Below are 22,737 nucleotides of genomic sequence, written 5' to 3' on the forward strand. Positions count from 1 at the left end.
GCTCTTTCTCTGATTTCAGGGGTATATTTTAATTTTGTCATCGGGGTAGTCTCTCAGAATATTGACTCTCCGACAAACCCGGTACGGTTCAGTCTTGATTGGTTGAATCTGCTTGAATGATTACATCTTTCTTATTGGGATCAATGATAAAAACTTCATTTAAATTTAAATCATCTATAAGCACGGTAACTTTTTTTATGCCTTTAGCTTGTAGTGTAGTTAGAGCGTGTGAAAAATAACTAATACCATCTACACGTACTTGACCGTGATTAATGCTTCTTTCAATAGGCCTACGGCATAAAATTTTTGCATCTATATCTGTAAGAAAACTCGGTCGTATATCTTCAATGGCATCTTGCCACATGATGATAGGTGAACGTCCTGTCGTGTGATGGATAGATCGGTGATAAACCTCATGAATCCAAGTACCTATATATTGTTTTAATTGTTCTAAAGTTAATTGTGCAATTTTACTTGAATTATATTCACCTCTATTTGTTGGATTAGAAAAAGTTGTACCTGGTAGTTTTTGTATAATCCCATGTGTGAGCGTACTAAAAAAACGTTCAATATGAGGTTTGTTATTAGGCGTACCTACTTGGGAAGGAGTCAAAGTAATTTTCAGCTGTTCACATACTCGTTCGAGAGCATTGTTTTTAAACTCCACACCATTATCTGGAATGATGATACTTGGGATTCCTCCTGGTAACTTTTGGTTTGGCCGAGTAATCATATCCTTGATAACTTCTAATGTAGTTGCAGCACTAGGGGGATACATATTTATATAAGTGCCAACAATGGCTCTAGAGTAGATATCAATTGCACATGCGAGAAATGGTCGACCTAAGGCAAGTTTCGTCTTCGGATCAATCACGATTAGATCTAAATAGTGTGTATCAATTTCGACCATATAAAGAGCGAATGGACTAATGATACTTTTGCCAGCAGCTTGAAATTTTTTCTTCGCTATTCGGGACCCTTTTTTCATTTTAAATTCAATATAAGGATCTAATTTTTTGATATGTCGCTGGATACTACGAAGTGTTGGTAACTGTTCTAATGGGATGCCTTGTTCCATGAATCGGCCAAGCATATAGGCAAGTACGTCTTTACCACTTCTATATTCAGGCTTTAAATAAATTTCATTAATTGCTTGATTTAGAATTTGATAAATTTCAGGAGGGAATCGTAAACTACGATTACCTGAATATTTATTTTGTAAGCACAGTTTATTCTGAGAATAACTTTGATATTTATTGATCCATCTTGCTACAGTACGGCACGAAGGTGGGTTAAGGTCATTAATGTTGGAAGCTATCTGGGGGATTAATTCGGAAAGCAGATTAATACTTGTAGGGTGCTCCAATAGTTGTAATGCATTGACAACATAGCGCTCTTTGCGATGAAGTTCTGAACTATATTTTGGGTTGATTATGAGTTTCTCAGGGGCAAATACACATAAAATTTCACCTAATTTATAGCGACTTTCAAATTCGGTGGGTGTTATTGAAAATGACTTTCCGCCAGCTATAGCAGCATATCGAATAGCATTATAGGTTATAGATCCGATTTCAAAAACATAGTCGGGATGTGCTTTAAAATAAAAACGAAAACCAGATTGAGGTATAAAAAGAGAGTTTTCCATATTAATAGACCTTTCGACTATTCATATTTTCTGAGCGGAGCTTAATTTTTTTATGAAAAAATAAATAATCAGCTAGTTCTTGTTTAAGACCTATTGATTCAAGTGTTTTGTAGACTTGCTGTGAGGTATCAAATTCTTCGAAATTTAAGTGACGTAAGGCGTAATTGATTTCGAGGGTTTTCCAATTGAATCTATGTCCTCTTTGATACCAGTAAAGTAGCTGCGAAATTTCTGACTCACTTGGTAAGTCTATGTGATCTATTAGCTTAAAAGTAATATCAATCGAGTGAAGTAGATCAGATAGTATTGCAAAGCGATTTAAATCATCTGTTGATAGTGATGCTATGGATGGTTTGACTTCATGAACCTCATAACTACCTTTTATTGTTTTAACTAAAAAATCTGGAAAACAATATTGTTCATTGATAAGTAAAATTTTTAATGCTTGTGAGCGATAATTTATGATGTTGGGATTTTGTTCTAAATGTATCGCATGTGCCAGTTCAAGACGGCTTTCTAGTGGTATTGCACCGCAACACTTTTGACTAGGGAAAAGGGAAGTTCGACGGCCAAAAGCACCTTGATAGATTTTACGTTGCCCGTGAAGTGTAGCTGCTACATTTGCTGTTGATTCAAAGGCAATCCTGATTTGTTCAAGGATATTCATTTGAATATCAGTTTTTGAAAAAACTGTTTTATAAGACATATCTGTTTATCCAGAAGTAATCCTATTCTCAATAGATATTTGAGAATGAGTTAATCTGTACTATTACGATTGAATAGCACTTACTTGACTGGTGACGATATAGAGAAGATACTATGATTCTCAGGTCTTTATATGCTTCTATATAAAGTCACAAACGGATCTTTTTGGGGTCCGTTTTTTATTGATTTTTGGTTTAGTTTTTCATGATGACTCCATAATAATTTTTTGAAAAATGAAAACTTAGTGGTTATGGTTCGGATCTAAAGATGAGTTTCTTTGGTTTGCTAGCCATGTAGCAACATCTTTTACTAACGCATATTTTCCACGACGATTTGGGAAAGTGAAAATAGGAATAGGAACAGTTTTACGTGTTAATGCTTGACGAAAAGCATCTGTGGTTTTGTAACCTAAAGCAATTCTTAGAGCATCATCAGCTATTAGTGGGCCATAACGGTCAAATAGCTCTTTTTCTATTGTTGTTGCATCAACGATGAAATGGTTTTGCATAGGGTGTCTTGTATTGTCCTGTCACAACAGAAGCATATATCTTTTAAAAAAAGTTGTGTAGAAAGTAAAAAGAGCTCAATCTTTTACTCTATACAAATTTCTAATTTATTGTTTTTAAATTATAAATAACTATAACTAGGATTTTTTTTGAGATTGACTAAAAAATGAAAAATACAAAAATGGAAAAAAGAAGTGAGTTAGATATCGTTCGAGTTTCATTATGGTATTGGTATATCAGGGTCAATTTATCTAAAAATTCAGATTATCAAATTGAAAAAGTAATTGAGCCAGATGCTTTTAATAAAAATAAGCATGGTGATGCTTATCATAATAATAAATGGCGAGGTTATCGCTTAGGTAAACATACTCCAAGTCCTATACTTATAGGCCAAGCAGAATCTCATGTACAAGGCAGCTCTATGCTTCTTAAACATACTCTTTGGCAAGTCATGAATAACTCCATTAGTATTGAATCGCTGTTAAGTGATGAGCTTAGAAATCTATCGTGGGAAGTCCAACGTATTCTTTATAAAGCTAATAAATATGATTGTGGAAGTTTATTAGTCTCTAACCTATCTAAAAGAAAATTGCGCCAGTTAGAATATCTCGCTGGATTAGATGCGTTGGCTGCACAGATAATTTTTTTTAAACTAGCTGTTGATAGAGCAGAGGATACTTTTGCAATAAGTCAGTCTATTTATAGGACTCTACTTATTATCTGTACTGAACTTCCATTCTTTAATTATCGTGAACACTTTATTTCATTAATTAATTCGAACATTTTCTCTTTAGTTAGCTCAACAAAGCAAGTATTGGGTAAAAATTTTGTGGATAGTTTTTCGAAAAATGTCAGAATTTTGATAAATTTGCTGTTATCAATGGAAGATAAGGGGGGAGTGGGTATTACAAGAAAGGAAAGCGTAAGAGCATTATCAGATTTGTTACATGAAAAACACGTTCTAAGTCTGTTTGAAGGGGGGAATATTTTGAGAACAGATGCATTCTGAACTACTTCGAATGCAAATTATCTTTGAAATTTACATTCGAGATTTTGAGCGAGAGCTATTGCACCGTGAGGAATAGGTGAGAAGAATCGTAAAATAAATAAGTGAATTAAAAGCACTATATTTCTAGACGTTTAGATAATTTTTCTTCCGCATACATCTGCTTTAGAGCTAAATTTTCCTGCTCTAACTTATCTAAACGAGTGAGAATTTGCTCACTTACGTCTAAATAGTTTGCTTTCCAGCGATAGAGAGTTGCCACGCTAATTTGATATTCCTGACAAATCTGTTCGATAGAGGCACCTGCTAAATGTTTTTTAACAATGCTATTGATTTGAGTTACAGAAAATTTTTGCTTCACATTGAGTTCCTAAACTATCGTTCAATCATTATCCAAAATAAAAAAATCAATAAACAGATAGGGTTAAGTTGAAATATCCTATTTTGGGATATTTTTAATTGTAACTGATATTGAGCCATGCGCTCAATACACGATCCTAGGTATCAAGACCTAATTAAAAAACTTATAGAACTGCGTGAGTCTAAAAATGTGACTCAGGTTGAGCTTGCCCAGCGTTTGGGTAAGCCTCAGTCTTATGTGTCTAAAGTTGAAATTCTAGAAAGACGTTTAGATGTGATTGAGTTAATGGATTGGCTAAATGCACTAAATACTGATTTATCTAGCTTTATTTAAAGCTTGAAGATTTATAACTTACTTCTTGATTTCCTAAGCTATTGAAATTTAATTAATTTTAAATTATTATTTATCTGATAAACAAATCTGTATAAAAAAGATACGGGAATCTCGTGCTTAATTGTAAGCATTCTATTTGTAATTAAATTAGGTAAATTTTAATGCAAGATTATAAGGTACTACAAAACTATATTGATGAAGAAATAATATATGAGGGTAAGAATTATAATTTATATAAATTATATCGAGAAGCTTCCCCAAGTGATTATATAGGTGATGAATGTTTCTTTATGAAAATTTGGCCGAGAATTAATCAAAAAGATGAAATTATTAAAGAGATTTGGTTGGATGAAGTAAGACAATTACAATTATTAAAAAATTACCCAAATTCAGAAAGGTATTTATTAGTTATTAATAATGCATATTATGATGATGAAAGTTTTAGTATCACATATGAGTGTGATGAAAATGATATTTTGTTATCCACATATATAAATGACATTAACAAATCAAGCCAAAGACTAAAAAGAAAAAGCTGGATATATTTCCAAAATTTGATGATACCATATCATCGTATTAAGTTATGGAAAAATATTTTAAGTATAGCCTTTGGGTTAGATATTTTACATCAAAATGGTCTTTTACATAGAAAAATAAGTCCAGAAAATATTGTAATTAGATTTGAAAATGATATTAATTTTTTTAGATTAACAGGATTCGAATGGTTACTCTCAGTAAATAAACTTAAACCTTCATATATGGTTAACTTAGAAAGTACTTCAATGGTTTCTTCATATAATGAAGATTGGTATTTGTTGGGTAATTTAATTGAATCATTACTAGTAGTAGGGATTGATGATAGCCTATCAGATCATGATTTTAATTATTTAACTGAAAATGAAAAAAAATTAATAGATAAATTAAAAAACATTTGTAAATTGAAGAATATTTATCGAGATAGTCATCTTTCTAGTTCGGAGATTATTGAAAGTATAAAGTATATTATTTTCTCATTAGAAAATGAACTAGATGCTGATACAAATGAAATTAAAACATATGATATAACAATTAATAGAAAGAAAATAGAAAGTTTTTTGGGTATTTTAAGCAAGTTCTTAAAAAAAGATAAAGATAATGAAATCTTGATTGATGATTTTTATAAATTTGTTAAAAATGATATTGATTTAAATAAAATAAATATTATTAAAAGTAATATTAAAGATGGAGAGTTGTTTTTTATACAAGGTAATCAGCTTTTATATGAGATAAAACCTACTAGAGTTGAGGGGACAAATAATTTTCAATGGAGTAATCTTGTATTAATTACAAATATTTATTGTGATTCTAAAAGTCTGAAAGGTTATCATAAAATCTCTAAAGATTTTTCAATAAAATTAAATTTGGTTTCTAGCTCTAATTCATCAAATTCCTGGATGAACATAATTGATAGTTTTAAGAAAGAACAAGTATTAAGTGAGGATGTTAGGAATTTTATTAATACTATGTTGCTTTGTTATTCCATTGAGGTTTCAGAGTATTGGACAAAAGTTTTTAAAGCAAATGTTAAAGTTAAAATTGGGAATAATAACCAAGATAGTATTATTTTAACTATTGATCCTGAAAAAAACAATGAAAATTTAAAATTCTCAAAAATTATAGATAAGCCAATATCTACTCATCATTTTAAAAGTTTAGTTACTGAAATGGATGAAAAAGAATGGATATTATCTAATAAACTTCCTACTGAAAAAGATGATTTTCACGCTTCTCCAAATATTAAAACAAAAGGGTTTTCTACTAAAAACTTTAAAATAATAATCACTTTTAGGAAGCACGAAAAAACTCTAGCTTGTTATGATTTTATAGTAAAAAATGATCCTCAAAATCCAAATACGTTAAAGGATATAAGCCAGATCATTAATGAACAAGAACTATATATATACCCAAAATCTTTACTTGCAAATTATACAGCACTATTGCGCAGAAATTATACTTTAGAGCAAGTCGCGAAAAATTCTGCTTTAATTTCAAGTATTATGCATATGGAAAGCAGTACGTCAAAGCTGAAATATCCAAATAAATATGTAAAAGTATATGATAAGTTAGATAATTCTAAGCAAAATATTTATCGTGAGGCATTAGATACTTATCCTAATTATATTGTGCAAGGACCACCAGGAGTTGGCAAAACATTTTTAGTAACCAGTTTGCTAGAGCAAATCTTTAATGATGAGCCAGATAGTAAAGTCGTCTTAAGTGCTCAAAGCCATGCAACTGTACAAGTTCTCTATGATGAAATTAAAAAAGGTCCACTATCAGACAATTTAATGATTTTAGATACTTTTAATAATATTGAAGATGAAATAGAGGATAGAGGTGATATTCAGCAATTTGAAAAACATACTGCTACTTTGTGGGATAGTATTAAAGAAAGCCTGATGTGGCAGGATGCTTCAAAATATTTAGATTTAAATGAACAAATAAAGAAAGCTACTGAATCAAATTATCTGCGTAGATCTCTTTATAGGCATGTTCTTAGTAGTGCCAATATTGTATTAGCTACATCAAATTCTTCTACAATTGAGACGATTAATAGAAATAATCACCAATTTGATTGGACAATTTTAGAAGAGTCAGGGAAGGCCTCTGGTTTAGAGTTGCTAAGTCCTCTTTTACTATCATCAAAGCGTTTATTGATTGGAGATCACAAACAATTACCTCCTTTTTCTGAAAATACTATTAATAAAATTTTATTAGGTGAAAATTTTGATGTTCCTCTTTTAATACAAAGTGTCTCTACAGGCCCTTTTTCGAGTAATTTAACAAAATTATCTAGTCTGAATGAGTTTTCTGAAGTAGCTCAATATGTAAAAGATAATTTAAATGATAATAGTGTAGAGTTTTTAGAATATTTTTCCAATAAATATCATCCGGTTATTGAAAATGTTCGAAAATATTTTTCACTATTCCAGACTTTGGTTAAAAATATTGAAAAATATAAAAAAGCTAAAAGTAGCCGTCTTATGGGGGATATTATTACTGAGCAATATCGGATGCATCCAGATATTTCAGAAGTGGTTTCTACATTGTTTTATAATTCAGAACTAAAAAATAATTCAGAAAATGAAGAAAAATATTTAAACACAATTAATAGGCCATTCAAGTTTTCAATATGCTCTGATTTGCCAGATTTAAATAAAAATAAAGGTTTTATTTGGCTCGACATTTGTGATCCTAATAAATTGCGAGAAGCTAGGCCACTTGAAAATAATTTGGCTAATGAGGCAGAAGTTGATGTTATCAGAAGAATGTTAGAAGCAGTTCAAGTCACAGAAGTAGCTAAAAAGAATCCATCAATAGTTATTCTAACTCCTTATAAAAATCAAATTGCTAAAATTAATGAAATGATTAATGAGGAAAATTTAATTAATAAGTTGAAAAGCAAAGGATTCTATTGTGGAGTGGAGCTTTGTAAAACAGTTGATTCATTTCAAGGAGGGGAAGCGGATCTTGTAATTGTGAGTCTTGTCAGACATAACATCAATAAATCTGATAAGAGTTCATTAGGTTTTTTGCTTGATGAAAGACGTTTAAATGTAATGTTTAGTAGAGCAAAATATCAAATGTTTGTAATTGGAAGTATAGGAATGTTCGAATATTGGGCTTATCGAGCACCATTTGAGAAAAAATTGGATATTATTAATGACTATCAATTTATAGACACATTATGTAAATGGGTCAACGAAGAACCTAATATAAATAAAGATAGTGTTAGTCCAATTAAGAAGATAGATATTACTTCTCATATAAGCCAATTTTTTAAATAAATTTTACCTTTATTAATTTTCGTAAGCTATACAATATGAAATCATCCAATTCCAAACGTCCTAAAAAATCACAACCTTTTTATCTCATTGTTCCTTTTTCTTACGGGACTAATCTATTTACTTTTAAAAAGAAGAGTAATTGGAATATTATCGACCATTTATTGTTGAGAACTATTGCAGATAATGAATTTACTATTGATAAATTATCAGCATATTCTGGTATTCGTAGACAAATTTTAGTTCAAATACTTCTACCATTTTTAAAATTAAATTGGATTGAAATTATTCAAGAGCCTGAGAGTATTAGTGTAAGAATTACTGAGCGTGGTAAATTTATTGCAAAAGCTTCTGAATTGCCTTCGATAAAAAAAGAATTTTATACATATAGAGATTTTCTAGTTAATCTTACAAATGGTCAGTATTTAGGATTGTGTAATCACTCTTTTATTACTACTTATAATGAGAGTGACATCAATACTTTAGTTAATAGTTGGGATAATAAAAGATATATTAATATTAAGAATATACCGCATCCATATATTCTTGATACACAAGAACTTGGCTGTGCTGTTACCCAACCGAATGAAGAGCTTATTTCTGTATCGCCACCATTAGATAGAAGTTTATCAGTTAATAGGTACTTAATATTTAATGCAAAAATCAATAAAAATAATGAAATAGATATACATTTTTATGAGAATTATCTCAATCCAACATCTAGTAATGATTATTGCTCTATTTTTGGTTACTCCTTTAAAGAATATTTGTCTACAGAAATTAAAAAGCGATTAATCGAAAGTCAGAGGAATAATGAGAGTATAAAAGAAACATATCAATATGTCGGGGATGGTAGTTCAGAAAATTTAGCAAATCCTCCCAAAAGTTATAAGATATCTGAACAGCATGTTTCACTTATTTTAGGAGGGAATGAGCATCTTCAAAAATTTCTTGATGCTATTCGTGAGTGTAAAAACTATTTAATAATTCATTCTACTTTTATTCGTCCATCTAGAATAAATCTCTATTTAAGTGAACTATTAGATGCCGTTAACAGAGGGGTTAAAGTTATTATTTTATGGGGTAAAGATGATTTCGATTCACCTGATATTAGAGAAAAAGAATTAAGAAACTTTGAAGAGATTACCTCACAATTTAAAAAGCTTTATTGTGATTACAATGGAAGGATTATTTTACATGAAATCCAGACAGGGTCTCATGCTAAATATTTGCTTTGGGATACTGAAAATAATCATTGTTCGTTAATAGGATCTTGTAATTGGTTTTTCTCAGAATTTAATCGTTATGAAGCTTCTGTATTTATTCAAGATAATGATTTTTCAAAAGAAATGATTCAAATATCAGCTAGTTTGACTACTGGTGCAAAATTAATTAATAACTATTTAGGTTCAGAATTATTAGATTTGGCTCAAAGTATTAAACCTAGCTCTAATCAAGACAATGAAAAAAATATTAATGTTTCACTTTTACTCAAAGGGCATCATTTGCGATATATACACGAAGCTAAGAAAGCAGAACATAGAGTTACCTTATTAAGTGATAAAATAAGCCCAAATCTACATAGAAGTATTTGGGATAGTTTATCAACTTGTAGGGTACGTGTTTCAGCATTTTACTCTACAGTCGATAAAGAAATTTTTGATCATAAGCAAGTGCAAAAGTTCTCTAACAGTATAGACAACGATAAAATTGCATTAAAACTTCATTCTCCACCCTCTGGAAATCATAGCCATGCCAAAGTGTTGGCTTGGGATAAAAATCATATTGTTATCACAAGCTTAAACTGGATGTCTTCTGATTCTTCAGGTAACTATAAGAACAACGATCTCTATCATGAATTAGGTATTTATTTAGAGGCTGATAAAATTGAACAAAAATTTTATTCAAATTTTTTTAATAATTTAAATCATGCATAAGTTTTAACTAATATAAGGGTTGTTAAGTTAAAGAAACCGCCATTAATGGCGGTTTCTTTATCAATGACAACTTATGTGTCGCTCAATGACATCTTATGCGTCGCAAATGACAACTTATGTGTCGCGTGACGTTTTAAGCTAAACCTTACCAGCTTAACGCACCGCCAGTCTGATAATCCGTAACACGCGTCTCGAAGAAATTCTTCTCTTTACGCAAGTCCATCATTTCTGACATCCACTGGAATGGGTTGTTCACACCAGCAAACTGTTCAGGCAAGCCTAACTGCGCCAGACGACGGTTAGCAATAAACTTCAGGTATTCTTCCATCATGCCAGCATTCATGCCAAGTACACCGCGTGGCATGGTGTCACGTGCATATTCGATTTCCAGCATGGTACCTTCAAGAATCATCTGGATGATTTCTTCCTGGAATTCAGTGGTCCATAAACCTGGGTTTTCGATCTTGATCTGGTTGATCATATCGATACCGAAGTTCAGGTGCATTGACTCGTCACGCAGGATGTACTGGAATTGCTCGGCAACACCATTCATCTTGTTACGACGGCCCATCGACAGGATCTGGCTGAAACCGCAGTAGAAGAAGATACCTTCAAGTACACAATAGAATGCGATCAGGTTGCGAAGCAGAATCTGGTCGTTTTCAGGTGTACCGGTTTTGAAAGTAGGATCACTTAAAGACTGAGTATATTTCAGGCCCCACGCTGCTTTACGTGCCACTGACGGAACTTCGCGGTACATGTTGAAGACTTCGCCTTCATCCATACCTAACGACTCGATACAGTACTGGTAAGCGTGTGTGTGAATCGCTTCTTCAAATGCCTGACGCAAGATGTACTGACGGCATTCAGGGTTGGTAATGTGACGGTAAATCGCCAGTACCAGATTGTTTGCAACCAGTGAATCGGCAGTTGAGAAGAAACCGAGTGAACGCATCACGATGGTACGTTCATCTTCAGTCAAGCCATTTTCAGACTTCCACAACGCGATGTCGTGGTTCATGTTGACTTCTTGTGGCATCCAGTGGTTTGCACATCCGTCCAGATACTTCTGCCAAGCCCATTCGTATTTGAATGGAACAAGCTGGTTCAAGTCTGCACGACAGTTGATCATCGCCTTGTCATCAACCTGTACACGCTGTGCACCCATTTCAAGCTCTTCAAGGCCTGGAGCAACATCAAGCTGCTCTAGGGAAGCAGATGCTCTTGCCAGCGAATCGGTTGGATTTGATCCTCTGTTTTGAGTGGCTCTAAGGGGTTGTGTAGCTGCCACATCCGACGATGCGTTGCCTGCATCAGATACCATCTGTGAATTAGTCGCTTTTTGCGGCTCGACGGGCGCAGGCTGCTGTTCAGGTGCAACCGGTTTTTGCGAATCATTTTCGAAATCGTCCCAACTTAGGATAGACATATCAATTCTCTCAAATTATACGCTTCACTTATGTACATTGGACTATCTGGTGTTTAAAGAAACAACGAACATTTGTTAAGCGAGGCGATTTAGTTTTTAATAAATTTGGAATGTATTGTAGTTTTGATCGCGAAAATTTAATAGGTAATAAGATTTTTTTTGATGAAAAAACGACTATGGTTCTTCTATTCTTTTGTTTTTTAAGTAGAATTTCCTTATTGGTTTTTCCGTTGAAAAAAATAATAAAATCAATTGGTTATAGTTTTTTAAAAACAGAACAACCCCGATTAAATCGAGGTTGTTTTTTAAGAGATAAATTAGCCTTTTATGTTTCTTGGATCATTTCCTGGGGAAATTGTGTCTTTTTGACGAATCAATTGATTAGTACCTTTGATTGTCAATTCTCCTCCGCCAGAGTTTTTTAACATAGTTCTAGCTGAGTTTATTGCATCACGTTGTGTTGAGTGAATGGAGGAAGCGGTAGAATTACCATTTGCTTTATTTACCCATTCATTTCCACGTTGATATACCATACGGTCATTTGATTTGCTCATGAGAATACTCCTAAATTTGAGCTTTCAACAAAGGCTAATTTGACGATTGCTTTAAACTAGTTCAGAATATTCCCTAGCTTTTTGGTAAAAAAGTTATCGCCCTAAAGACAGCCTAATGATCTTTAGGGAAAAGGGGAGCATCGTTGACGCGGTGTTCCCTTTTTTCATTTTCGGCAATCAGCTAACATAATCAAAAGAAGTAATTCGTCTAAAGAAAATTACTTATTTTGCTTACGCTGCTGGCGAACTTTGAGCCAGAAATAAGCAATTGGCAAATAAAAGGTAATACCAAAGGAAATCAGCAATGCCGCAAGTCCTAACATGTAGTTGTGGGTCATATGGGGCATTGAGGTTTCCTTATTTGTATTAAATTCTAAATCCTCCCCAAACCCCTCCTTTAATAAAGGAGAGGCTTCCATCCACCTATTTTGATTTCTGGAAGTCCCCCTTTGGAAAAGGGGGACTTAGGGGGATTCTAGAAACTCGCCAATTATTGACAAGCCTCACAATCAGGGTTGTCAATTGAACATGCCATTGGCACTGGAGCCGCTTGAGCAAAACCTTCTTCCTCTACAGGAGCTTCAGGTTTTTGCGCTTCAACGACAGGAGCTGCTGCTACAACAGGAGCCGCAACAGTTGCAGGTTTAACTGCATTCAATGCGCCAGTGTTAATTGTAGATTTCTCAGCAGACGTCGCACCCAATGCACGTAGATAATAAGTTGTCTTAAGACCACGTAACCAGGCCATCTTGTAAGTGATGTCCAGTTTTTTACCGTTTGCACCAGCGATGTAAAGGTTAAGAGACTGCGCTTGGTCAATCCATTTTTGACGACGTGAAGCAGCATCTACGATCCACCGAGTTTCAACTTCAAACGCAGTCGCGAAGATTGCTTTAAGCTCTTCAGGAATACGGGAAATCTTCTGAACAGAACCTTCGAAGTGTTTCAGGTCATTGACCATTACCGCATCCCAAAGACCACGTTCTTTTAACGCACGTACCAGGTACGGGTTAATCACGGTGAATTCGCCAGACAGGTTTGATTTCACATACAAGTTCTGGAAGGTTGGCTCAATAGATTGAGACACGCCACAGATGTTTGAAATCGTTGCAGTCGGTGCAATTGCCATCACGTTCGAGTTACGCATACCATCTTTTTGAACTTTGGCACGTAAAGTATCCCAGTCCAGACGTTGAGTACGGTCTACTTCGAACATGCGTTCTGGACGGGTTTTCGCAACCAGATCAAGCGAGTCGATTGGCAGGATACCTTGATCCCACAATGAACCTTTGAAGGTTTCGTATGTACCACGTTCAACAGCCAAATCGCTAGATGTTGAAATCGCGTAGTACGAAATCACTTCCATAGATTCATCAGCAAACTCAACTGCAGCATCAGAACCATAGGCAAGGTTCATCTCATACAGTGCATCCTGGAAGCCCATGATACCCATACCGACCGGACGGTGTTTCAGGTTCGAGTTACGTGCTTGTGGAACAGCGTAGTAGTTGATGTCAATCACGTTGTCGAGCATACGAACCGCAGTTTTAACCGTGCGTGCCAGTTTTTCACGATCTAACACACCACCTTGAACGTGTTGTACCAGGTTGATCGAACCAAGGTTACATACCGCGATTTCTTCTTTGCTGGTGTTCAGCGTAATTTCTGTACATAAGTTAGACGAGTGAACTACACCTACGTGTTGCTGTGGTGAGCGCAGGTTACATACGTCTTTGAATGTGATCCACGGGTGACCAGTTTCAAACAGCATAGACAGCATTTTGCGCCACAAATCTTTTGCACGGATTTTCTTGTGCAACATGTTTGTTTCTTTGGCAATCGCTTCGTAGTGCGCATAACGCTCAGCGAATTCTGCACCGGTCAAATCATGCAGATCAGGCGTTTCAGAAGGCGTGAATAAAGTCCATTCTGCATCTTCGAATACACGTTGCATGAACAGGTCAGGAACCCAGTTCGCAGTGTTCATGTCATGGGTACGACGACGGTCATCACCAGTGTTCTTACGCAGTTCAAGGAATTCTTCGATGTCGAGGTGCCAAGTTTCTAAGTATGCACAAACTGCACCTTTACGCTTGCCGCCCTGGTTCACCGCAACAGCTGTATCGTTCGCCACTTTCAGGAACGGAACAACACCTTGCGACTTACCATTTGTACCTTTGATGTATGAGTTCAAGGCACGAACTGGCGTCCAGTCATTACCTAAACCGCCTGCCCATTTAGACAGCATTGCGTTATCACGCATTGCGCCATAAATGTCATACAGGTCATCATCAATGGTTGTTAAGTAGCAGCTAGACAATTGTGGACGAAGCGTACCTGAGTTAAACAGGGTAGGCGTCGAAGCCATGTAGTCGAAGCTAGATAATAAGTTATAGAACTCGATTGCACGGTCTTCACGGTTTTCTTCATTGAGCGACAAGCCCATAGAAACACGCATAAAGAACAATTGCGGAAGTTCAAAACGTACGCCATCTGAATGGATGAAGTAACGGTCAAATAATGTTTGCAGACCTAGGTAAGTAAACTGGTTAGAGCGTTCCGGTTGAATCGCAGCAGCCAGTTTCGCCAGGTCAAAGTTCAGCAATTCTGGAGAAAGCAGCTCAAGCTCAATCCCTTTTTTCAGGTAAGTTTCTAGCGCATCACCTTCAACTGTATCTACAGGTAGACCCAGGAATTTCAAACCAGTCGCAACCAGGTCATCACGCAATAAACGTGCAGTCACATACGTATAGTTAGGCTCTTGCTCAATACGGGTACGGGTCGCCATCATCATCGTGGTCGAGATGTCAGACTCTTTTACGCCGTTGTACAAGTTTTTCACAGTCTCATCGACAATGGCTTGTACATCAATCCCTTCAAGGCCTTCTGCTGCTTTAGTAACATGCGCAGTTAAAGCACTTAAATCTAGTGGCTTGAGTTTGCCTTCAGCATCGGTAATTTGCAGGGTCGGGTGATGATGTGCACCTAACTGTTTACGTGCTTCAGAACGTTGTTCACGGTAAATGACATAAGAGCGTGCAACTTTCTGTTCGCCCGTACGCATTAGCGCAAGTTCAACTTGGTCTTGAATTTCTTCAATATGAATCGTTCCGCCAGAAGGTAAACGACGTTTAAAGGTATTTAATACCATTTCCGTCAGTTGCTCGATACGATCATGGATCCGGCTCGAGTCAGCGCTTTGTTGGCCTTCAACCGCCAAAAACGCTTTACCAATTGCGACAGAAATTTTTTCTGCATCAAAAGCGGCAACATCACCGGTGCGTTTAATCACCTGAAGTTGACCAGGAGTTGAAGTGATTACGCTCATGTTAGCATAGCTCCATTGTCATCTATTTTTATGTTTATAGACCGTTTGAACTGGGCAAAATTCGTGCCACAGTGTTTGAGGAATAAACACAAGACCTAGTGGTTTTAAAATTAATTGAACACAAGATACGGGAAAATTTAGGGTAGATCAATATTGACATTTAGCTAAATATTTTTCTTAAGTTGTGCTTTAATCCTTGTAAAAATATCGCTATTTTTATTGATTTTTGTATAAGCCTTATCAGGCAAGGCATAGCATAACAAAGTCAAAAGAAAGTGCTTATAGATAACACTGTGGATAACTAAAAAGTGCTGAATCAAGCAGTCATATTTTGTCCATGTAATAGTTGTGTAAATCGCAAATCAGATCTAAGCCACTGTTTCAAGCATAATTGTCCAAAAAATGCACGATAAAATATTACAAAATGCTATCTTGATGTATCAGTTTGGTGAACGCTATCTTGTTTACAATGTAAACGTGTGTATATTGCAAGCATATTAAAAACGTATCTATTGGATTTCAAAAGGATACGCCTATAGCGTAGATCCACCAAATAAGGGGCAATACATGAGCCAAGAAGAAAAGTTACCCAAGATTTTAATTGTTGAAGATGACGAGCGTCTTGCCCGTTTAACGCAAGAATACCTCATTCGTAACGGACTTGAGGTGGGGGTAGAGCCGGATGGTAACCGTGCCATTCGTCGGATTATTGCCGAGCAGCCAGATATGGTGGTGCTGGATGTGATGTTGCCAGGTGCGGATGGCTTGACCATTTGCCGTGAAGTGCGTCCACATTATCATCAACCGATTTTGATGTTGACTGCGCGTACTGAAGATATGGATCAGGTTTTAGGTCTGGAAATGGGTGCAGATGACTATGTCGCTAAGCCTGTTCAACCGCGTGTATTGCTGGCACGTATTCGTGCATTATTGCGCCGTACTGATAAGGTACCTGAAGATGAAGTGGCACAGCGCATCGAATTTGATGATCTGGTCATCGACAACGGCGGTCGTTCAGTGACCTTAAATGGCGATCTGGTTGATTTTACCAGCGCAGAATATGATCTGTTATGGTTGCTTGCATCGAATGCTGGCCGTATTCTCTCTCGCGAAGATATTTTCGAGCGTTTACGTGGTATCGAATATGATGGTCAAGACCGTTCAATCGATGTACGTATTTCTCGTATCCGTCCAAAAATCGGTGACGATCCAGAAAATCCGAAGCGTATTAAAACAGTACGTAGTAAAGGTTATCTTTTTGTTAAAGAGACCAATGGTCTTTAAGCAAATGTGGTTTGTTGCTTGAACAAGCAGGATAAATTATAGGTGTTTAAACACAGTATATTTTTGCGTATATACGCAGGACTCGTCATCCTTGTCGTCTTGGTGGCGGTGTTCGGCTATCTGTTGGTACAGATTATCAACTATCAGCGTGCGCAAGAATATCGCGAATCCCTGACTGATGGTATGGCATATATCATCAGTGAAGGGGTTGCACGCCAGCCAAATCTCCAGCAAAAAATGGATTGGGTTTCTGATGCCTCCGATTTGCTGGAATTGCCCATTCACTATGTAGAAGCCAGCAAGGTCGACATTACCCGTGCTGAAGGACGCCGTATTGCCGAACGTAAGGCGGTGGTGCGTTGGGACGCCGAATCAGGTATTGCCTATATTGTGGTTGGGCTGCGCGATGACCCGGGTCATTACCTTTATATTAAGGCCGACAGCATTACTGAGCGCCAGATGAAGGCCTTACCAGTCTTTATCCTGGACTATCTGGTCTACTATCCAGGTCAGGAAAAAGAATATCTGGCTCGTATTCAGGATTATTTTTCTTATCCGGTTTCTATCGAAAATGTCCAGAATTTACCTTTAGATTCCGAGCAGATCGGGCGCTTGCGTCTTGATCACAGTATTATCCTGTATCGGGATAGTGCCTCAATCCGTGGCACCACCATTTCAATTATTTCGCCAATTCCAGGTTCGACCTCACAAGTCTTGGTGATGGGACCGGTGCCATTGTTTAACTGGATGCCATTCCAGTTAGCGACTGGTATTACCTTATTGAGCCTGTTTGTGCTGAGTCTGGGGGTGTATGGTTTGCTGGTGCCAATGCAGCGCAAGTTGCGTGAAGTCAGCTATGCCTTAAACAAAATGAAAACCGGTAATATGTCATTGCGTCTTCCTGTAGAAGGAAGTGACGAAATGGCAACGCTGGCCTCTAGCTTTAACAATATGTCTGATCATATTCAGCGCCTGATTGAAGCCCAACGTGAATTGATGCGTGCGGTGTCGCATGAACTTCGTACACCAGTGGCGCGGATTCGTTTTGGTGTGGAAATGATGGCAGATGAAGATGATTACGATTATCGTCTGCAACAGGTCGAACAGATTGATAAAGATATTGAGGCGCTGAATACCCTGATTGACGAGATCATGACCTATGCCAAGCTAGAACAGGGCATGCCTTCGATCGAGTTTGAAAAGGTCAATCTGTTTGAAGTGCTGAATCAGGTAGCTCTGGAAACTGAAGCATTAAAAACCCAGAAAATCATTGAGCTACATTCAATGCCTGATGTGGTGGTTGAGGCAGAACGCCGTTATCTGCATCGCGTAATTCAGAATCTGGTCGGCAATGCGGTGCGTTATTGCGACAATAAGGTGCTGATCAGTGGTGGTCTGGATCAGGATGGTCAGGCCTATGTCTCTGTTGAAGATGATGGCCCGGGAATTCCGGAAGTGGATCGTGCCCGGGTCTTTGAAGCCTTTGCCCGGCTGGATGACAGCCGCACCCGTGCTTCGGGTGGTTATGGTTTGGGTTTATCCATTGTCAGCCGGATTGCGTACTGGTTTGGTGGTACGATTCAGGTGGATCAAAGTCCGACGCTGGGTGGCGCGCGTTTTACCATGACCTGGCCGGCACAGCGTTATGTCAAGAAGGGTAAGCGCAAGATGCTGGAAAAAAAGCCTGAGGAAGCGAGTGATCATTTAGCTTGATATTGTGTAAATGATTTTGGTCATAAAAAAACGATGCATCAGCATCGTTTTTTATTGGAAGAGATTTTATTCCTGAATGGTCGCATCAGGTTCAATGAGTGATTTGCCCTCTTTTAAGCTTTGTAGCGCTTCAGAGTTAAAGTCGATCACCAGTTTGGTATTTTTCGCATCGACGTTATAACGCTGAATCAGTTTTTGGTCGCCTGATAAGGTTTCGACTTTATATTCGTCAGCGATATTCATAATGCCATCCAGATTGATGCTGGAAGAAGCATGGTCCTCTTGAAAAAGTGCATGGATGTCACGTAAGTCAAAAGCTGCCTGGCTTATGTTGGGATTTTTCTGGATGTAATTTTCTATATGGCGAACCAGTAATTGAGCAAATAAAAAATAATTAGGTCGATGGGAAAAGCGTAGAGACATGCAAGGACTCCTTATTGTTACTTTATTAATGTCATGATGTGGTTTAGAAATAGAAATAACATATTCTGAATCAGTCCGTTGAGCATGTTGCAAAAAGACACAATTGCCAATCCAAGATTACCAAGTAGCTGCAGGGGGTAAAGCAACAGTTAAATATAAAAAATCACATTAAATATCAAGTTAAATCAATTGGTTTGAAAGAAAAAATAGTTGTTAAAATAAGTTTTTATCCGATTTAACTTGGATTCAATAGTGAAAAAGACTATATCTAAATGGGTGGGCGAGAAAAGCAACTTATCGATCAGCCTATTTTCTGGAAGTGCTCTTTATAGAAAAATTAATAGATAATTAAAATTTAATTTGGGAAAACGATTAAAATGAATTCTGAATGATTAAAGTCAAATTAAATGCTGAAATGTCTAAAAAATCATCCCAAAGACTAAGGCTTATAAACTAGCAAGTGAAATCCAAAATCAGGTACAATTGGCGGGATTAATTTTGTGTTTGGTGTATTTGAAGGCCAATACATACATTCTTTGTTAACAAATAGGCCTGCCAGGAGTTATCCCCGCATGAGTGCTATTACTCCATACGAATGGGCAATTATTGCCTTCGTGATCGGCGTTACATTTTTATGCGTCTTTATGCTGACTGTCCCATTACTCCTCGGGGGTAAATCATGGGGCCGTGCCAAGCAGGAGCAGTTTGAGTCAGGTGTAGTTAGCGCAGGTGGAGCTCGTATCCGCTTGTCTGCAAAGTTCTATTTAGTTGCAATTTTCTTTGTGGTGTTTGATTTAGAAGCACTTTATCTATATGCATGGGCAGTTTCTGTTCGTGAGGTAGGTTGGATTGGTTTTGCAACTGCAGCTATCTTTATCATAGTTTTACTTGTTGGTTTGATTTACGAATTATCGACAGGCGCACTCAATTGGGCACCTTCAGACAGACGTAAGGCAGCAGGAATTAAAGCTAAGATTGGTTCGCCAAATATGGATCTTGCAGAAATTACGCGCTTCAACTCGATTGAAGAATTGGTGATGGATCCAACGGGTCAAATCCCGGCTCAATCATCTGGTTTTGTGAAAAAGTCACAAACTCAATTATCTGATAAGGAGTAAGACGGGATGAAATATACATTAACCCGTGCGAATCCGAATGCTGACCAATATCCACTTCAGGAACGTATTGTTGTAGAAGATCCGTTGCTAGAAGAAGAAGTGAATAAAAATGTATTCATGACTCGCTTAGAGGATGTGGTGCATACAGCAGTCAACTGGGGTCGTAAAAACTCAGTTTGGCCATTTAACTTTGGTACATCTTGCTGCTACGTAGAATATGCAACGACCTTGACCGGCGTGCATGACTTGTCACGTTTTGGTGCCGAGGTTATCCGTGCTTCACCGCGTCAGGCGGACTTAATGATTGTAGCGGGTACTTGCTTCGTAAAAATGGCGCCAGTAATTCAGCGTCTGTACGAACAGATGCTTGAACCAAAATGGGTCATTTCAATGGGTGCATGTGCCAACTCAGGTGGTATGTACGATATTTATTCAGTCGTACAAGGTGTGGATAAAATCATCCCGGTCGATGTGTATATTCCAGGTTGCCCACCACGTCCTGAAGCTTTGATTCAGGCATTGATGCTGTTGCAAGACCAGATTCAACTAGAGCGTCGTCCGCTTTCTGCGGTGATCGGTGATGATCTTAAGCCAGTGTATAAGCCAAAGATGATGCCGGAACGTGACCGTAAGAAAGACCAGCGTGTTGCTGTGAAGAACTTACGCTCTATGGATGAAATTAAATAATTTAAACGACAGGTTGTTTTGTTGTGCACCCGCTATGGGTGTAATTGTCGTTTAGGTTGACTGAATTTGTATTAAATAGGAAGCCAAGCCAATGGCTGAAACTGACATTGCTATGCCAGAATCAACGCCTGTTGATTCACGCCCAGCATTTGCCATCATTGAAGAACTCAAAACCAAATTTGGTGAGAACTTCTTTGTGCAAACGACTTTCGAGGATTTCCCGACAGTCTGGGTTGAGCGCGCACGTGTACAAGAAGTTTTAATGTTCTTGCGTACAGTGTCACGTCCTTACGTGATGTTGTTCGACTTGTCAGCGGTAGATGAGCGTCTGCGTACGCACCGCGACGGTTTACCTGCGTCTGACTTCACAGTGTTCTATCACTTGTTGTCGCTCGAGCGTAATACTGACATTCGTATTAAAGTTGCCTTAGCAGAAAGCGATTTGAATCTTCCGACGGCAACCAATATTTGGCCAAATGCCAACTGGTACGAACGTGAAGCTTACGATATGTTCGGGATCAATTTCGAAGGGCATCCAATGCTCCGTCGTATCTTGTTGCCAACCTATTGGGAAGGTCATCCGCTACGTAAAGAATATTCTGCACGTGCGACTGAATATACGCCGTATTTGCAAGATAAAGCCAAACAGGACTACGAACAGGAACATCTTCGTTTCGTCCCTGAAGATTGGGGTATGAAGCGCGGCAATGCCGATGAAGACTTCATGTTCCTGAACTTGGGTCCGAACCATCCATCTGCGCACGGTGCGTTCCGTGTGATCTTGCAGCTGGACGGTGAAGAAGTGAAAGACTGTGTGCCTGATATCGGTTATCACCACCGTGGTGTGGAAAAGATGGCTGAACGTCAAACCTGGCATTCATTCATTCCGTATACAGACCGTGTCGACTACCTCGGTGGTTGTGCGCAAAACATGCCTTACGTGCTTGGCGTAGAGCAAATGGCGGGTATTACGGTACCTGACCGTGCGCAATGTATTCGCGTGATGATGTCTGAACTGTTTCGTATCAATAACCACTTGCTGTTCATTGGTACTGCGATTCAGGATGCCGGCGGTATGACGCCAGTCTTCTACATGTTTGCTGACCGTCAGAAAATCTATGACGCGATTGAAGCGATCACCGGTTACCGTATGCACCCGGCATGGTTCCGTATTGGCGGTACAGCACATGACCTTCCAAACAACTGGCAGCACCTGATCCGTGAAATCCTGGACTGGATGCCGAAACGTTTGAAGGAATACCATACTGCAGCGCTGAAAAACTCGGTGTTTGTGGGTCGTACCCGTAATGTTGCGCAATACGATGCAAAATCTGCATTGGCTTGGGGTGTAACAGGTACAGGTCTACGCGCTACAGGTATCGACTTTGACGTACGTAAATATCGTCCATATAGCGGCTATGAAAATTATGACTTCGAAGTGCCGGTTGAGTACGAAGGCGATGCCTATGCACGTGTCATCGTTCACTACCGTGAAATCGAAGAATCACTGAAAATTATCAAACAATGTTTAGATAATATGCCGTCTGGTGCGTATAAAGCAGACCATCCACTGGCTGTTCCACCACCAAAAGACAAGACATTACAAGATATTGAAACCTTAATTACGCACTTCCTGAGCGTATCTTGGGGTCCTGTAATGCCGGCGGGTGAAGCATCTGTGATGGCGGAAGTGGTGAAAGGCGCGTCGAACTACTACTTGACTTCAGACAAGTCAACTATGAGTTACCGTACCCGTATCCGTACACCAACCTTCACGCATTTACAGCAAATGCCTTCTGTGATTAACGGCAGCTTAATGTCTGACTTAATCATTTATTTAGCGACCATTGACGTCGTAATGGCTGACGTGGATCGCTAAGGGGT

Annotated in this window: 18 protein-coding genes; 9 read left to right on the forward strand and 9 right to left on the reverse strand. The window is 37.7% G+C overall.

Translation table 11 applies throughout. From position 1 onward, the window contains the following. Positions 1–88 precede the first annotated feature (88 nt). The 3 genes from NI466_RS12050 to NI466_RS12060 all read right to left on the reverse strand — a co-directional run bounded on the left by NI466_RS12050 (position 89) and on the right by NI466_RS12060 (position 2,858). Positions 89–1,645 carry a TnsB C-terminal domain-containing protein gene (locus NI466_RS12050; RefSeq protein ID WP_253173718.1) on the reverse strand — a complete coding sequence of 519 codons (1,557 nt, stop codon included), beginning with the start codon at positions 1,643–1,645 and terminating at the stop codon, positions 89–91. A gap of 1 nt (position 1,646) precedes the next feature. Beyond that, positions 1,647–2,351: a Tn7 transposase TnsA N-terminal domain-containing protein gene (locus tag NI466_RS12055; RefSeq protein ID WP_253173720.1), complete on the reverse strand. Its 705-nt coding sequence runs from the start codon at positions 2,349–2,351 to the stop codon at positions 1,647–1,649. A 240-nt stretch (positions 2,352–2,591) separates the two neighbouring features. Continuing rightward, entirely contained in the window at positions 2,592–2,858 is a 267-nt protein-coding gene (locus NI466_RS12060) for a hypothetical protein (protein WP_004753992.1), read from the reverse strand. Between the two features lie 164 nt (positions 2,859–3,022). On the opposite strand from NI466_RS12060, the gene NI466_RS12065 reads away from it, so the two are divergent. Further along, a complete protein-coding gene (locus NI466_RS12065) occupies positions 3,023–3,865 on the forward strand; it encodes a hypothetical protein (protein WP_068517825.1) in 843 nt (280 codons plus the stop codon). 115 nt (positions 3,866–3,980) lie between these two features. Here NI466_RS12065 and NI466_RS12070 read toward each other — a convergent pair whose 3' ends face one another. Continuing rightward, complete coding sequence (locus NI466_RS12070) at positions 3,981–4,223, reverse strand: transposase (RefSeq protein WP_068517823.1); 243 nt, start codon at positions 4,221–4,223, stop codon at positions 3,981–3,983. Positions 4,224–4,340: 117 nt separating this feature from the next. Here NI466_RS12070 and NI466_RS12075 point away from each other — a divergent pair, with 117 nt between their 5' ends. The 3 genes from NI466_RS12075 (at position 4,341) to NI466_RS12085 (ending at position 10,317) form a co-directional block, all read left to right on the forward strand. Further along, complete coding sequence (locus tag NI466_RS12075; RefSeq protein ID WP_068517820.1) at positions 4,341–4,556, forward strand: helix-turn-helix domain-containing protein; 216 nt, start codon at positions 4,341–4,343, stop codon at positions 4,554–4,556. A 161-nt stretch (positions 4,557–4,717) separates the two neighbouring features. After that, complete coding sequence (locus tag NI466_RS12080) at positions 4,718–8,383, forward strand: AAA domain-containing protein (protein WP_104425815.1); 3,666 nt, start codon at positions 4,718–4,720, stop codon at positions 8,381–8,383. Between the two features lie 35 nt (positions 8,384–8,418). Beyond that, positions 8,419–10,317 (forward strand): phospholipase D-like domain-containing protein, encoded by a 1,899-nt coding sequence (locus NI466_RS12085; RefSeq protein WP_098715102.1) that lies wholly within the window; start codon positions 8,419–8,421, stop codon positions 10,315–10,317. Positions 10,318–10,462: 145 nt separating this feature from the next. Here the strand turns inward: NI466_RS12085 and NI466_RS12090 are convergent, their stop codons facing one another. From NI466_RS12090 to NI466_RS12105, 4 genes are all read right to left on the reverse strand, one after another. Further along, positions 10,463–11,746, reverse strand: coding sequence for a ribonucleotide-diphosphate reductase subunit beta (locus tag NI466_RS12090; protein ID WP_253173721.1), 1,284 nt, complete (start codon positions 11,744–11,746; stop codon positions 10,463–10,465). A 317-nt stretch (positions 11,747–12,063) separates the two neighbouring features. Beyond that, positions 12,064–12,300 carry a DUF2188 domain-containing protein gene (locus NI466_RS12095; RefSeq protein WP_005104088.1) on the reverse strand — a complete coding sequence of 79 codons (237 nt, stop codon included), beginning with the start codon at positions 12,298–12,300 and terminating at the stop codon, positions 12,064–12,066. Positions 12,301–12,518: 218 nt separating this feature from the next. Next, positions 12,519–12,647: a hypothetical protein gene (locus NI466_RS16060; RefSeq protein ID WP_257225578.1), complete on the reverse strand. Its 129-nt coding sequence runs from the start codon at positions 12,645–12,647 to the stop codon at positions 12,519–12,521. A gap of 143 nt (positions 12,648–12,790) precedes the next feature. Further along, on the reverse strand, positions 12,791–15,628 hold the full coding sequence (locus NI466_RS12105; protein WP_253173722.1) for a ribonucleoside-diphosphate reductase subunit alpha: 2,838 nt from the start codon (positions 15,626–15,628) through the stop codon (positions 12,791–12,793). Positions 15,629–16,195: 567 nt separating this feature from the next. Between NI466_RS12105 and bfmR the strand changes: the two genes are divergently transcribed. Then, positions 16,196–16,912, forward strand: a complete 717-nt coding sequence (gene bfmR, locus NI466_RS12110; RefSeq protein ID WP_004280782.1) for a response regulator transcription factor BfmR — start codon at positions 16,196–16,198, stop codon at positions 16,910–16,912. Between the two features lie 42 nt (positions 16,913–16,954). Further along, positions 16,955–18,625: a sensor histidine kinase BfmS gene (bfmS, locus tag NI466_RS12115; protein WP_253173723.1), complete on the forward strand. Its 1,671-nt coding sequence runs from the start codon at positions 16,955–16,957 to the stop codon at positions 18,623–18,625. A gap of 66 nt (positions 18,626–18,691) precedes the next feature. On the opposite strand, the gene NI466_RS12120 is transcribed toward bfmS, so the two are convergent. Continuing rightward, a complete protein-coding gene (locus NI466_RS12120) occupies positions 18,692–19,048 on the reverse strand; it encodes a hypothetical protein (RefSeq protein ID WP_004645876.1) in 357 nt (118 codons plus the stop codon). 572 nt (positions 19,049–19,620) lie between these two features. On the opposite strand from NI466_RS12120, the gene ndhC reads away from it, so the two are divergent. The 3 genes from ndhC (at position 19,621) to nuoC (ending at position 22,732) form a co-directional block, all read left to right on the forward strand. After that, the gene (gene ndhC / locus NI466_RS12125; RefSeq protein ID WP_004280779.1) at positions 19,621–20,166 is read left to right on the forward strand and encodes an NADH-quinone oxidoreductase subunit A; all 546 of its coding nucleotides are present in this window, start codon (positions 19,621–19,623) and stop codon (positions 20,164–20,166) included. 6 nt (positions 20,167–20,172) lie between these two features. After that, positions 20,173–20,853, forward strand: coding sequence for a NuoB/complex I 20 kDa subunit family protein (locus NI466_RS12130; RefSeq protein ID WP_004280778.1), 681 nt, complete (start codon positions 20,173–20,175; stop codon positions 20,851–20,853). 91 nt (positions 20,854–20,944) lie between these two features. Beyond that, positions 20,945–22,732 (forward strand): NADH-quinone oxidoreductase subunit C/D, encoded by a 1,788-nt coding sequence (nuoC, locus tag NI466_RS12135; RefSeq protein ID WP_004732074.1) that lies wholly within the window; start codon positions 20,945–20,947, stop codon positions 22,730–22,732. The last annotated feature ends 5 nt before the right edge of the window (positions 22,733–22,737 follow it).

Source organism: Acinetobacter lwoffii (assembly GCF_024129595.1).
Classification (GTDB): Bacteria; Pseudomonadota; Gammaproteobacteria; order Pseudomonadales; family Moraxellaceae; genus Acinetobacter; species Acinetobacter lwoffii_O.

Excerpts from the sequence above, each read along its gene's own strand:
- NI466_RS12050 (WP_253173718.1), bottom strand. The coding sequence starts at position 1,645 with ATGGAAAACTCTCTTTTTATACCTCAATCTGGTTTTCGTTTTTATTTT.
- NI466_RS12055 (WP_253173720.1), bottom strand. The coding sequence starts at position 2,351 with ATGTCTTATAAAACAGTTTTTTCAAAAACTGATATTCAAATGAATATC.
- NI466_RS12060 (WP_004753992.1), bottom strand. The coding sequence starts at position 2,858 with ATGCAAAACCATTTCATCGTTGATGCAACAACAATAGAAAAAGAGCTA.
- NI466_RS12065 (WP_068517825.1), top strand. The coding sequence starts at position 3,023 with ATGAAAAATACAAAAATGGAAAAAAGAAGTGAGTTAGATATCGTTCGA.
- NI466_RS12075 (WP_068517820.1), top strand. The coding sequence starts at position 4,341 with ATGCGCTCAATACACGATCCTAGGTATCAAGACCTAATTAAAAAACTT.
- NI466_RS12080 (WP_104425815.1), top strand. The coding sequence starts at position 4,718 with ATGCAAGATTATAAGGTACTACAAAACTATATTGATGAAGAAATAATA.
- NI466_RS12085 (WP_098715102.1), top strand. The coding sequence starts at position 8,419 with ATGAAATCATCCAATTCCAAACGTCCTAAAAAATCACAACCTTTTTAT.
- NI466_RS12090 (WP_253173721.1), bottom strand. The coding sequence starts at position 11,746 with ATGTCTATCCTAAGTTGGGACGATTTCGAAAATGATTCGCAAAAACCG.
- NI466_RS12095 (WP_005104088.1), bottom strand. The coding sequence starts at position 12,300 with ATGAGCAAATCAAATGACCGTATGGTATATCAACGTGGAAATGAATGG.
- NI466_RS16060 (WP_257225578.1), bottom strand. The coding sequence starts at position 12,647 with ATGCCCCATATGACCCACAACTACATGTTAGGACTTGCGGCATTGCTG.
- NI466_RS12105 (WP_253173722.1), bottom strand. The coding sequence starts at position 15,628 with ATGAGCGTAATCACTTCAACTCCTGGTCAACTTCAGGTGATTAAACGC.
- bfmR (WP_004280782.1), top strand. The coding sequence starts at position 16,196 with ATGAGCCAAGAAGAAAAGTTACCCAAGATTTTAATTGTTGAAGATGAC.
- NI466_RS12120 (WP_004645876.1), bottom strand. The coding sequence starts at position 19,048 with ATGTCTCTACGCTTTTCCCATCGACCTAATTATTTTTTATTTGCTCAA.
- ndhC (WP_004280779.1), top strand. The coding sequence starts at position 19,621 with ATGAGTGCTATTACTCCATACGAATGGGCAATTATTGCCTTCGTGATC.
- NI466_RS12130 (WP_004280778.1), top strand. The coding sequence starts at position 20,173 with ATGAAATATACATTAACCCGTGCGAATCCGAATGCTGACCAATATCCA.
- nuoC (WP_004732074.1), top strand. The coding sequence starts at position 20,945 with ATGGCTGAAACTGACATTGCTATGCCAGAATCAACGCCTGTTGATTCA.